Source organism: Aeromicrobium senzhongii, assembly GCF_014334735.1.
GTDB classification, from domain to species: Bacteria; Actinomycetota; Actinomycetes; order Propionibacteriales; family Nocardioidaceae; genus Aeromicrobium; species Aeromicrobium senzhongii.
In genome coordinates this window covers 729,163-741,442 of the sequence record NZ_CP060587.1, presented here as the reverse complement: position 1 = coordinate 741,442, position 12,280 = coordinate 729,163, and the positions used below count along the sequence as shown (strand labels likewise).

General features: G+C 69.0%; 10 protein-coding genes. 3 read left to right on the top strand and 7 right to left on the bottom strand.

Features of this window, described 5'->3' with window-relative positions:
• Positions 1-41: 41 nt before the first annotated feature.
• Both H9L21_RS03690 and H9L21_RS03685 read right to left on the bottom strand, forming a co-directional pair.
• Positions 42-368, bottom strand: a complete 327-nt coding sequence (locus tag H9L21_RS03690) for a DUF4233 domain-containing protein (RefSeq protein ID WP_230081294.1) — start codon at positions 366-368, stop codon at positions 42-44.
• Between the two features lie 5 nt (positions 369-373).
• Positions 374-1,723 (bottom strand): bifunctional folylpolyglutamate synthase/dihydrofolate synthase, encoded by a 1,350-nt coding sequence (locus H9L21_RS03685; RefSeq protein WP_154595638.1) that lies wholly within the window; start codon positions 1,721-1,723, stop codon positions 374-376.
• Between the two features lie 150 nt (positions 1,724-1,873).
• On the opposite strand from H9L21_RS03685, the gene H9L21_RS03680 reads away from it, so the two are divergent.
• Positions 1,874-3,982, top strand: coding sequence for an MMPL family transporter (locus tag H9L21_RS03680; protein WP_154595639.1), 2,109 nt, complete (start codon positions 1,874-1,876; stop codon positions 3,980-3,982).
• Here the strand turns inward: H9L21_RS03680 and H9L21_RS03675 are convergent.
• Positions 3,946-4,926, bottom strand: a complete 981-nt coding sequence (locus H9L21_RS03675) for a GNAT family N-acetyltransferase (protein ID WP_222865844.1) — start codon at positions 4,924-4,926, stop codon at positions 3,946-3,948. The genes H9L21_RS03680 and H9L21_RS03675 overlap by 37 nt on opposite strands.
• Before the next feature lie 140 nt (positions 4,927-5,066).
• Between H9L21_RS03675 and valS the strand changes: the two genes are divergently transcribed.
• Positions 5,067-7,643, top strand: a complete 2,577-nt coding sequence (gene valS / locus H9L21_RS03670) for a valine--tRNA ligase (RefSeq protein WP_255467293.1) — start codon at positions 5,067-5,069, stop codon at positions 7,641-7,643.
• A 59-nt stretch (positions 7,644-7,702) separates the two neighbouring features.
• Complete coding sequence (locus tag H9L21_RS03665) at positions 7,703-8,470, top strand: DeoR/GlpR family DNA-binding transcription regulator (RefSeq protein WP_187411764.1); 768 nt, start codon at positions 7,703-7,705, stop codon at positions 8,468-8,470.
• Positions 8,471-8,546: 76 nt separating this feature from the next.
• Here the strand turns inward: H9L21_RS03665 and H9L21_RS03660 are convergent, their stop codons facing one another.
• The 4 genes from H9L21_RS03660 to H9L21_RS03645 all read right to left on the bottom strand — a co-directional run bounded on the left by H9L21_RS03660 (position 8,547) and on the right by H9L21_RS03645 (position 12,263).
• Positions 8,547-9,704: a saccharopine dehydrogenase family protein gene (locus tag H9L21_RS03660; RefSeq protein WP_154595643.1), complete on the bottom strand. Its 1,158-nt coding sequence runs from the start codon at positions 9,702-9,704 to the stop codon at positions 8,547-8,549.
• Positions 9,705-9,724: 20 nt separating this feature from the next.
• Positions 9,725-10,993, bottom strand: a complete 1,269-nt coding sequence (clpX, locus tag H9L21_RS03655; RefSeq protein ID WP_154595644.1) for an ATP-dependent Clp protease ATP-binding subunit ClpX — start codon at positions 10,991-10,993, stop codon at positions 9,725-9,727.
• Positions 10,994-11,091: 98 nt separating this feature from the next.
• Positions 11,092-11,691, bottom strand: a complete 600-nt coding sequence (locus tag H9L21_RS03650; RefSeq protein ID WP_154595645.1) for an ATP-dependent Clp protease proteolytic subunit — start codon at positions 11,689-11,691, stop codon at positions 11,092-11,094.
• Positions 11,688-12,263 carry an ATP-dependent Clp protease proteolytic subunit gene (locus H9L21_RS03645; RefSeq protein ID WP_373681478.1) on the bottom strand — a complete coding sequence of 192 codons (576 nt, stop codon included), beginning with the start codon at positions 12,261-12,263 and terminating at the stop codon, positions 11,688-11,690. The genes H9L21_RS03650 and H9L21_RS03645 overlap by 4 nt, the downstream gene beginning before the upstream one ends.
• Positions 12,264-12,280: the final 17 nt, after the last annotated feature.

The following is a 12,280-nucleotide window of genomic DNA, read 5'->3' as shown; positions in this document are numbered from 1 at the left end:
TGACCCATGTCACATCGCGAGATTCCCGTTCACCGTCGGCGCTACTCGCCGGCTGCGGCCCAGCGTGCCTTGTCCGCCTCGATCTTGCGCCCGAGGAAGAACGCCCCGAGCCACAGCGCCGCGAACATCAGGCCGATGAAGAACATGATCGGGACGAGGAAGCCCAGGGCGATGGTGGCGACCTGGATGGCGTGGCCGATCCAGTAGGCCCACGGCTGGCGCAACAGGCCCGCCGTGACGAGGCACAGCACCGCCAGTCCACCGCCGAGCAGCGACGCTGTGAGCGGCTCGACGTCCTGCACCGCGATCATCACGGGGATGGACAGGCCCAGGATGATGGCCTGCAGCGTCAGCATCGTCGCGCACATGTGCCTCATGCTGCACCGCCCTCTCCGCCGCGCAGCAGGGTGCGCGCCTCGCCGACGGTCACGACCGAGCCGGTGACCAGGACGCCAGCCGAGCCGATCGAGTCGCCGAACTCCTCGCCCGGCGCATCGGCGAACGAGATCGCCCGCTCGAGCGCGTCGTCGAGGCGAGGCACGACCTCGACCCGATCGGCCCCGAACACGCTGGCGGCGATCTCGGCGAGGTCGCCGGCCGCGAGCGAGCGCTCGGTGCTGTTCTGCGTGCAGATGAGGTGCGCCACGACGGGCTCGAGCTCGCGCAGGATCTCCTCGGCGTCCTTGTCGGCCATGATCCCGACGACCCCGATCAGCGGGCTGAAGGCGAACTCGTCGGTGAGCGACTCGACCATCGCCCGCACGCCGTGCGGGTTGTGTGCCGCATCGAGGACGACGGTGGGGCTGCGCCGGACGACCTCGAGCCGTCCGGGCGACGTCACCGCGCCGAAACCGGCGCGCACCAGGTCGGGGTCGAGCTGGGCCTCGCCGGTGAACACCTCGACCGCCGCCAGGGCGAGCGCCGCATTGCGGGCCTGGAAGGCGCCGTGCAGCGGCAGCAGGATGTCCTCGTAGCGTCCCTTGACGCCCTGGATCGTGAACAGCTGGCCGCCCACGGCGGTGGTGCGCGACTCGACGCCGAAGTCGGCGCCCTCGAGCACGAGCAGGGAACCCACCTCGTTGGCGCGGCCGAGCATGACCTCGAGGACCTCCTCGGACTGCGAGGCCAGGACGGTGCGGGTGCCGGGCTTGATGATCCCGGACTTCTCGACGGCGATGTCGGCCGGCGTGTCGCCCAGGTAGGAGGCATGGTCCACGTCGATGGGGGTGATGACCGCGACCGCGGCGTCGGCGACGCTCGTGGCGTCCCATGCGCCGCCCATGCCCACCTCGACGACCGCGACGTCGACGGGCGCGTCGGCGAACGCGGCGTAGCCCATCGCGACGAGCATCTCGAAGAAGCTCAGCCGGTGCGGCTGGTTCTGGTCGACCAGGTCCGCGTAGACGGCGACATCGGCGTAGGCGTCGACGAAGAGGTCGTCGCTGAGCGGCTCGCCGTCGATGCAGATGCGCTCGTTGATGCGCTGCAGGTGCGGGCTGGTGAAGCGGCCGGTGCGCAGGTCGAGGGCGCGCAGCAGCGCATCGATCATGCGGCTGGTCGAGGTCTTGCCGTTGGTGCCGGTCAGCTGGATGACCGGTTGCGCGTTCTGCGGATCGCCCATCAGCTCACACACGGCACGGATCCGGTCGAGCGACGGCTCGAGCCGGGTCTCGGGCCAACGGGACAGCAGGGCGAGCTCGACATCGGGGTAGGTGGGCCTCATCCCTGCCAGTATCCCAGTGCGGGCATCGAGGGTTGTCACACCGCCGCGAATGAGGCTGGTGAGGCGGACGGGACCAGGCTGACGACCCCGACCGGAAATGGGTGATTCCACCCATGGTCAGCGTTCCGGAGCCGGGAACACACTGAGGAAATGAATCGTCAGGCGGCAGGGTGGATCACGCATCGGTGGGCCAAATGGGTGGTCCTGGTCGTCATGCTGCTGTTCATCGGCGCCCTCGGCTCGTTCGCCAGCAAGCTCACCAGCGTGCAGGACAACGACGTCGCGGCCTGGCTCCCGGACGACGCCGAGTCGACCCAAGTGATCAAGAAGGCCGGGGCCTTCTACGACGAGGAGAGCGTCCCGGCGATCGTCATGCTGTCGTCCTCGGAGCGGCTCGGCCCGCAGGACCTCGCCGCGGCCCAGGCCGTCTCTCGTGAGATCGCGGCCCTGGAGGACGTGCCCCTCGGGGAGATCACTCCCCCGATCCCCAGCCGCGACGGCCAGGCCATCGAGCTGGTCGTGCCGATGACGCTCGACGACGACTCCTGGGAGAAGCTTCCGGACTGGATCGACGAGATCCGCGACGCGTCGGAGTCCGGGATCGCCGACACCGACCTGCAGGTCGACATCGGCGGACCCGCCGCCCTGAGCGCGGACCAGGCGGAGTCGTTCGCGGGGATCGACGGCATCCTGCTGCTGTCGGCGGTGGGCGTCGTGGTCGTGATGCTGCTGCTGACCTACCGCAGCCCGATCCTGTGGCTGATCCCGCTGTTCTGCGGCCTGATGAGCGTGTTCGCCTCCCAGGGACTGGTCTACCTGCTGGCGAAGTACGGCGGCCTGACCGTCAACGGGCAGAGCGCCGGCATCCTGAGCGTCCTGGTCCTGGGCGCGGGTATCGACTACGCCCTGCTCGTCGTCGCGAGGTACCGCGAGGAGCTGCGCCGGTACGAGGACCGCCACGAGGCGATGGCCCATGCCCTGCACCGGGCCGCACCGGCCATCATCGCCAGCGGCGGCACGGTCGTCATCGGACTGCTGTGCCTGCTGTTCGCCCAGATGAACTCGACCGCCGGACTCGGACCGGTGGGCGCGGCGGGCATCGCCGTGTCACTGCTGATCATGCTGGTGCTCCTGCCCGCGCTCCTGGTCATCTTCGGCCGCTGGGTCTTCTGGCCGTTCATCCCGCACTTCGGCGATCCCGAGCGCACGGACCGGGGCTTCTGGTCCGGCGTGGGCCGCCGCATCGCCAAGGCGCCCCGCGTCGTGTGGGTCGTCACGACCCTCGTCCTGGTGGCGCTCTCGTTCGGTGTCGTGAAGCTCGACGCGACGGGCCTGAGCAACGAGGAGGCGTTCACCAGCACGCCGGACTCGGTCATCGCCGAGGAGCGGATCGCCGAGCACTTCCCGGCCGGCGCAGGCGACCCCGTCCAGGTGATCGCCACCGCCGACGGCGCGCCGCAGGTGCGCTCGGCACTGGCCAGCGTCGAAGGCGTCGACCCGGCCACGGTGACGCCGCCGCGGACCAAGGGCGACGTGTCCTACATCGAGGCGACCCTGTCGATGCCCAGCGACTCCTCCGCGGCTCAGGACGCCATCGAGGACATCCGCGACGCGGTCGGCGCAGTCGACGGCGCCGACGCCCTCGTCGGCGGCAACACGGCGCTCAACCTGGACGTCCAGCAGGCCTCGGCGGCCGACAACCGCCTCATCATCCCGATCATCCTCGTGGTGGTCCTGCTCGTGCTGATGATCCTGCTGCGCTCCGTGGCCGCGCCGGTGATCCTGCTGGTCACCGTCGTGCTGTCCTTCGCCGCCGCGCTGGGCATCAGCGCGCTCGTGTTCCGGTACGTGTTCGACTTCGCCGGAGCGGACTCGTCGTTCCCGCTGTTCGCGTTCGTGTTCCTCGTCGCGCTGGGTATCGACTACAACATCTTCCTGATGACCCGGGTGCGCGAGGAGGCTCTCGTGCACGGCACCCGCCGCGGCGCGCTCATCGGCCTGGCGGCGACCGGCGGCGTGATCACCTCGGCAGGGCTCGTGCTGGCGGGCACGTTCTCGGCACTGGCGACGCTGCCGGTCGTGTTCCTGGCCGAGCTGGGCTTCGCGGTGGCCATCGGCGTCCTGCTCGACACGATCATCGTGCGCTCGGTGCTGGTGACGGCGCTGAACCTCGACATCGGCCCGCGGATCTGGTGGCCGAGCGCCCTCTGGCGCACCGACGGTCAGCGGGCCGAGAACTCCTCGGCCAGCACCGCGTAGATCCCGGTGTCGGCCCAGTCGCCCTTGAACCACATGTCCTGACGGAAGTGAGCCTCCTCGCGCATGCCGAGGCGCCGGCACAGTGCGACCGAGGCGTCGTTGCGCGGATCCAGCTCGGCGACGACGCGGTGCAGGCGCATCCGCTCGAAAGCGAGCTGGAGCAGCGCACGGGCACCCTCCTCGGCGAACCCCTGCCCCTGGAAGTCCGGATGGAGGCCCCAGCCGATCTCGGCGGTGAGGTGGTCAACGCTGCGCAGGCTCAGATAGAGGTGTCCGATCATGCGTCCGCCGGTGCGGAGCTCGACGGGAATCTCCAGGTAGTCACCGTCGCGCTCGAGCGCGGTGTGCGACGACCACTCCGCCACCTTGGCGGCCATCTCCTCGCGGCTTCGCGGCTCGAACAGCATGAAGCGGGCGACGTCCTCGCGGGACTGGTACTCGTGGAAGGCGTCCACGTCGTTCACCGTGATCGGTCGCAACCGCAGCCGCGCCGTCTCGATCGGCTCGGTGAAGCGGAAGGGCCGGAACTGCGAGCGGGTCGGCGGCAGCTCCAGCATCCGGCGCGCCAACGGCGCCAGGCGATCGCCCAGGACGCGAGCCTCGTCCCGGGTGAACCAGCGCGCCTCGGCGATCTCGGCCGCGGCGGTGACCTCGCGGTCGAGGCCCAGGGCGAAGACGTCGGCGACGAGGTGGTGGCCCGGCTCGTTCGCGGCGTCGGCCTCGAAGCGTCCCCACGCCGCAAGGTCGTCCGGATCGACGTCGATCAGCAGCTCCTCGGCGAGCTCGCGCACCAGGGCCTCCACCGGCTGCTCGCCGGGCTCGGGCTTGCCACCGGGCTGCATGAAGATCTCGGATCCGCTCTTGCGGACCATGAGGATCCGGCCGTCCGCATCGGTCGTGAATGCCGCCACGACGTGGATGGTCGGCCTGCTGCCGTCGCTCATCTGATCGCCTCCGCCGTCCATCTTCCTGGACTCCCCCGGGCAAGCCTGCGCCTCCCTGGGTGAACTTCCCCGGGGAGGCGCTGGTTTACCACGGTCCCGTGGTAAACCGACGCCCGGCGACCCACGTAGAATCGGCGCTTGTGACCACACAGAACCGCGTTCCCGAGAAGCCCGTCCTCGAAGGTCTCGAGGAGAAGTGGGTGGGCGTATGGGCCGAGCAGGGCACGTACGCCTTCGACCGGACCAAGACGCGCGAGCAGGTGTACTCGATCGACACCCCGCCGCCGACCGTCTCGGGCTCCCTGCACGTGGGTCACGTCTTCAGCTACACGCACACCGACCTCATGGCGCGGTACAAGCGCATGCGCGGGTTCGAGGTCTTCTACCCGATGGGCTGGGACGACAACGGCCTGCCCACGGAGCGTCGCGTGCAGAACTACTACGGCGTCCGCTGCGACCCCTCGCTGCCGTACGACCCCGACTTCACCCCGCCGGCCAAGCCCGATCCCAAGAAGCAGATCCCGATCAGCCGGCGCAACTTCATCGAGCTGTGCAACGAGCTGGTCGAGCGCGACGAGCAGGTCTTCGAGAAGCTCTGGCGCACGCTGGGCCTGTCGGTCGACTGGTCGCAGACCTACACGACGATCGGCCAGGACGCCCAGTCCACCAGCCAGCGCGCCTTCCTGCGCAACCTGTCGCGCGGTGAGGCGTACAGCCAGGACGCCCCGACCATGTGGGACGTGACCTACCAGACCGCCGTCGCCCAGGCCGAGCTCGAGGCGCGCGACTACCCGGGTCACTACTACCGCGTCTCGTACCACCTGGCCGATGGCCAGAAGGTCTTCATCGAGACCACCCGGCCCGAGCTCACCCCGGCCGCCGTCGCCCTGATCGCGCATCCGGACGACGAGCGCTACCAGCACCTGTTCGGCACGACCGCCCACTCGCCGATCTTCGGCGTCGAGGTGCCCGTCCTGGCCCACACGCTGGCCGACCCCGAGAAGGGCTCCGGCATCGTGCACTGCTGCACGTTCGGCGACCTGACCGACGTGCAGTGGTGGCGCGAGTTCGACCTGCCCAACCGCACGGTGATCGGCCGTGACGGCCGCATCCTGCGTGAGGTGCCCGAGTGGATCGCCGGCGGTCCCGGCGAGTCGGTGTACGCCGAGCTGGCCGGCAAGACCGCCTTCAGCGCCCGCGAGGCGATCGCCGCTGCGTTCAAGGAGTCCGGCGACCTCGACGGCGAGCCGACGCCCACGCAGCGCATGGCGAACTTCTACGAGCGCGGCGACAAGCCGCTCGAGATCGTGTCCACGCGCCAGTGGTACATCAAGAACGGCGGCCGTGACGCCGAACTGCGTCAGCAGCTGGTCGAGCTCGGCAACGACATCGACTGGCACCCCGGCTACATGCAGTCGCGGTACACGAACTGGATCGAGGGCCTCAACGGCGACTGGCTGGTCAGCCGCCAGCGGTTCTTCGGCATCCCGTTCCCGGTCTGGTACCTGCTCGACGAGGCCGGCGAGCCCGACTACGAGAACCCGCTCCTCGCGCCCGAGTACGACCTGCCCGTCGACCCGGCGTCCCAGCCCCCGGCCGGCTTCGACGAATCGCAGCGCGGACAGCCCGGCGGCTTCATCGCCGATCCCGACGTGCTCGACACGTGGGCCACGTCCTCGCTGACGCCGCAGCTGGTGTGCGGCTGGGAGCGCGACCTCGACCTGTTCGAGCGCACCTTCCCGATGGACCTGCGTCCGCAGGGCCACGACATCATCCGCACGTGGCTGTTCTCGACGGTCGTGCGGTCGAACCAGGAGTTCGGCCAGGTGCCGTGGAAGCACACGGCGCTCTCGGGCTTCGTGGTCGACCCCGACCGCAAGAAGATGAGCAAGTCCAAGGGCAACGTCGTGGTCCCCGACGAGATCCTCGAGAAGTTCGGCGCCGACGCGGTCCGCTGGCGCGCCGCCGGCGCCCGCCCCGGCGCCGACTCGCCGTTCGACGAGACCCAGATGAAGGTCGGCCGCCGCCTGGCGATGAAGGTGCTCAACGCGAGCAAGTTCGTGGTGGCTCCCGTCGACCAGTACGGCCTGGGCGCCGACGCGTCCCTGCTCGACGCCTCGCTGGTCACCGAGCCCCTCGACCGCGCCCTGCTGACCGCGCTGCGTGACGTCGTCGAGACGGCCACGAGCCACTTCGAGGCGTACGACTACACCTCGGCCCTCGAGGTCACCGAGAAGTTCTTCTGGGACTTCTGCGACGACTACCTCGAGCTGGTCAAGGAGCGCGCCCGCCGCGAGGACCAGTCCGGCACGTCGGCGAAGGCCACGTTCGTGCTGGCCCTGTCGGTCCAGCTGCGACTGCTCGCGCCGTTCCTGCCCTACGTGACCGAGGAGGTCTGGTCCTGGTGGCAGGAGGGCTCGATCCACCGTGCCGCCTGGCCGACCACCGACGACCTCGCAGTGGACCCGTTCGACGGCCGTCTGCTGGCGATCGCGGGCGAGGCACTGGCCGGCATCCGCGGCGCGAAGTCGACGGCGAAGGTGAGCCAGCGCACCGAGGTCACCCAGGTCACCGTGTCGGGTCCCCGTGCCACCTTGGACCTGCTGGAGGCCGCTGTGCCGGACCTGCGCGCTGCCGGCCGCGTCGTGGGCGAGTTCGCCACCGCCGAGGCCGAGAGTGACGCGTTGCGCGTCGAAACCACACTCGCCGACGCCTGAGGAGGCGTAGTCTCCGAGGGAAACCACATGAACCCACACGATCTTCGGGGAGGTCAGGGGTGTACGCCGCCGAACGTCAGTTGTTGCTCACGGAGTTGCTGGAGCGCCATGGGCGCCTCGCGGTCAACGAGGTCGCGGACGAGCTGAAGGTCTCGACCGAGACCATCCGACGCGACCTCACGGTGCTGGAGCGCGCGGGAACGGCACGGAGGGTCCACGGCGGGGCGGTGCTGTCCTCGGCCTACTCGCGGATCGAGCCGAGCCTGTCGCAGCGCACCTCCGAGCGGCCCGACCTCAAGGCGCGGATCGCCACCGCCGCCCTGGCGTTCCTGCCCCCGGCCGGCGGCAGCGTCCTGCTCGACGGTGGCAGCACCATCGCCCACCTGGTCTCGGTGCTGCCGTCCGACCTGCGACTGACCGTGCTGACCCACAGCGTCGCGATCGCCCATCAGCTGCTCGGCCACGAGGGCATCGCCCTGCACACCGTCGGTGGTCGCGTCCGTGATGTCACGGGGGTCGCGGTCGGTCAGCGGACCGTTGAGACGTTCGGCACCACTCGCGCCGACGTGGCCTTCCTGGGGACCAACGGGATCGCCTCCGACCACGGCTTCAGCACCGCCGACTCCGAGGAGGCGGCCGTCAAGCGCGCGCTCGTGCGGTCGTCCCGCACCCAGGTCGTCCTGGCCGACTCCACCAAGTTCGGCCCGCACCAGGTCTTCTCCTTCGCCGACCTGGAGGACGTCACGGTCGTCGTCACCGACGACGGCATCCGGCCCCAGGACCGCGCCATGCTGCACGAGGCCGGCGTCGACGTCGTCGTCGCCTGACCACCGCTCCCGAGATTTGCTCCCCAACTCACCTTCGAACCGCGTTCAAAGGTCCAAATAGGAGCAAATCTCGGGGTCAGTCGACGGTCGAGGTGGAGAAGTCGATCCCGGCGTTCTGCAGCCGGGTGATCAGGGCCGAGCCCATCGCCACGGCCGTGGTGGTCTGGCCCACGACCTCGGGCAGGTCATCGTAGGCCAGGCACATCGCCGACTCGGCCAGCATCTTGGCGGTCTCGGTGTAGCCCGGATCGCCGCCCCGGACCGTGGTGACCACCTTGGTGTCGCTGCCGTGTCCGACCAGGGTCAGGGTGAACCAGGACCCGGCACGCTGCTCCTCCGAGGGCCCGTCGCCCGAGGCCTTGAGCTTCAGCAGCGCCGCGCGGACGGGAGGGATCTGGGCACCCACCGCGACCGCCGCCAGCACCGGAGCGGCCATGGCCATCATCCGCCGGGTCCGGAAGTGCGCGTGGTGCTCGTAGCTGAACTCGGGGCCGTACCGCTCGAGGGCGCGCGCCGAGCGCAGCACGATCTGCGGGTCGATCGTCGGCAGCGGCACCCCGAAGCCCTTGACGGGCGGCTCAGCACGTCCGAGGTGGCCACCCCCGTGGATGCGGCGCCCGGTGGGACGCCCCTCACGCGCCCGGCGCTGCTTGGCGGCGGCCTGCGACTGGCGGAACTGCGCGATCTGGCCCACGGCCGAGTGATACGTCCCGGCCGAGAACGTGGCCTTGGCCCGGATGTAGCCGCGGATCATCAGCGGGACACCCGCCGGGAGCTGGTCGACCGTGTAGAGCACGCCGAGGTCGTAGGGGATGGAGTCGAAGCCGCAGGCGTGCACGAGCCGGGCGCCCGTGCGGACGGCCGTCTCGTGGTACTTGAGCCACATCTCGTCGACGAACTGCGGCTCGCCGGTCAGGTCGACGTAGTCGATGCCCGCCTCGGCGGCCGCCTTGACGGCGGGCTCGCCGTGCTGGAGGTACGGACCCACGGTGCTGATCAGGACGCGGGTGTCGCGGGCCATCTTCGCCATCGAGTCCGGATCAGCCAGGTCCGCGATGACGATCTCGGGGGCCTCACGACCGGTCGCGGCGATCCGCGCGGCCACCTGTTCGAGCTTGGCGCGGGTCCGCCCCGCAATCGCCCACGAGGCGTCTTCGGGCAGATGGACGGCCAAGTAGTCGGCGGTGAGTCCGCCGGTGAACCCGGTGGCTCCGAGCAGCGTGATGTCGACCATGGGTCGACGCTATACGGAAGTCAGCTGGCCTTCTTGTCGGCCTCGTCGCGGGTGATCACGGTGGGCTCCGCGTGGTCGCGCACGGTCTCGGCCGTGACGATGACCTTGGCGACATCGTCGCGGCTGGGGATCTCGTACATGATGTCCTGCAGGGCGTCCTCGACGATCGACCGCAGACCACGAGCACCGGTGTCGCGCTCGAGGGCCAGATCGGCCATCGCCTCGCACGCCTCCTCGGTGAACTCCAGCTCGACGTCGTCGATGGCGAACAGTCGGACGTACTGCTTGGTGAGCGCGTTGCGCGGCTCGGTGAGGATCGAGATCAGGGCCGGCTTGTCGAGCTTGTTGACCGCGGCGATCACCGGCAGACGGCCGATGAACTCGGGGATCAGGCCGAACTTGAGCAGATCGGTCGGGACGACCTTCGACAGACGCTCGGAGTCCTTCTCCTCGACGACCGGGGCGAGGTCGGAGTTGAAGCCCAGGGTCTTCTTGCCGCTGCGCTGCTCGATGATCTGGTCCAAGCCCGCGAACGCGCCGCCGACGATGAACAGCACGTTGGTGGTGTCGATCTGGATGAACTCCTGGTGCGGGTGCTTGCGCCCGCCCTGCGGGGGCACCGAGGCGGTCGTGCCCTCGAGGATCTTCAGCAGGGCCTGCTGGACGCCCTCGCCCGACACGTCGCGCGTGATGGACGGGTTCTCGCTCTTGCGACTGATCTTGTCGATCTCGTCGATGTAGATGATGCCCGTCTCGGCCTTCTTGACGTCGTAGTCGGCCGCCTGGATCAGCTTCAGCAGGATGTTCTCGACGTCCTCGCCGACGTAGCCGGCCTCGGTCAGGGCCGTGGCGTCGGCGATCGCGAACGGGACGTTCAACATGCGGGCCAGCGTCTGGGCCAGGTAGGTCTTGCCGCAGCCGGTAGGGCCGACCATCAAGATGTTGGACTTGGCCAGCTCGACCGTCTCGTCCTTGTTGATCCGACCCGAGGCTTGGGCCTGGACACGCTTGTAGTGGTTGTAGACCGCGACCGCGAGCGACTTCTTCGCGCCCTCCTGGCCGACGACGTACGTGTTGAGGAACTCGTAGATCTCAGCCGGCTTCGGCAACTCACCGAGGCTGACCTCGGCGCCCTCGGCCAGCTCCTCCTCGATGATCTCGTTGCACAGGTCGATGCACTCGTCGCAGATGTAGACGCCGGGACCGGCGATCAACTTCTTGACCTGCTTCTGACTCTTGCCGCAGAACGAGCACTTCAGCAGGTCGGCCGTCTCACCAATGCGTGCCATGCGTGTGTTTTCCTGTCGTTTCCGAACGGTCCCCCCACGATGCCACAGCTGTGCACCGTGGAGGGAACGTCACCGGCGTTTGCGTCGGAGCGTGTCGCTCAGAGCGGCGTCTTGAGCGTGTCGAGCACCTGGTCGATGATCCCGTACTCGACAGCACCGGCGGCCGTCAGGATCTTGTCGCGCTCGACGTCCCGGCTGACCTCCTCGGGCGTCTTGTTGGAGGCCTCGGCGAGCATCTTCTCGAGCAGCTCGCGCATGCGGATGATCTCGTTGGCCTGGATCTCCAGGTCGGAGATCTGGCCACCGGTGCCCTCGGTGTAGGGCTGGTGGATCAGGATGCGGCTGTTCGGCAGGGCGAAGCGCTTGCCCGGGGTGCCGGCGGCCAGGAGCACCGCGGCGGCCGAGGCCGCCTGGCCCAGGCAGAACGTCTGCACGTCCGGCTTGATGTAGCGCATCGTGTCGTAGATCGCCGTGAGCGCGGTGAACGAGCCGCCCGGGCTGTTGATGTAGATGCTGATGTCACGATCGGGATCCATCGACTGCAGGCACAGCAACTGGGCCGTGACCGCGTTGGCGACGTCGTCGCTGATGGGCGTGCCGAGGAAGATGATGCGGTCCTCGAACAGCTTCGTGTAGGGATCGATCCGACGGAAGCCGTAGGACGTGCGCTCTTCCCACTGGGGCATGTAGTAGCTCATCGGACGTCTCCTGCCGTGTTGACGATCTCGTCGATCAGTCCGTACGCCTTGGCCTGCGCGGGCGTGAACCAGCGGTCACGGTCGGCGTCGGCCTCGATCTGCTCGACGCTCTGGCCGGTGTGCTTGGCCTGGAGCTCGTTGAGCTGCTTCTTCAGCAGGATGGACTGCTCGGCCTGGATCTTGACGTCCGAGGCCGAACCACCGATGCCGCCCGAGGGCTGGTGCATCATGATGCGCGTGTGCGGCAGCGCGAAGCGCTTTCCGGCCGTGCCCGCCGCGAGCAGGAACTGGCCCATGGAGGCGGCCAGGCCCATGCCGACGGTGACGACGTCGTTCGAGATGAACTGCATCGTGTCGTACATCGCCATGCCCGCGTCGACGGAGCCGCCGGGGCTGTTGATGTAGAAGTACACGTCGGCCTCGGGGTCCTCGGCGTTGAGCAACAGCAGCTGCGCGCAGATCGCGTTCGCGTTCTGGTCGCGGACCTCCGAGCCGAGGAAGACGATGCGTTCCTTCAGCAGACGGTTGTAGATGTGCCCGTCGAGGTCGGAGGGACCCGCCTCGACGGCCATCTGGGGGTTCATGGGTG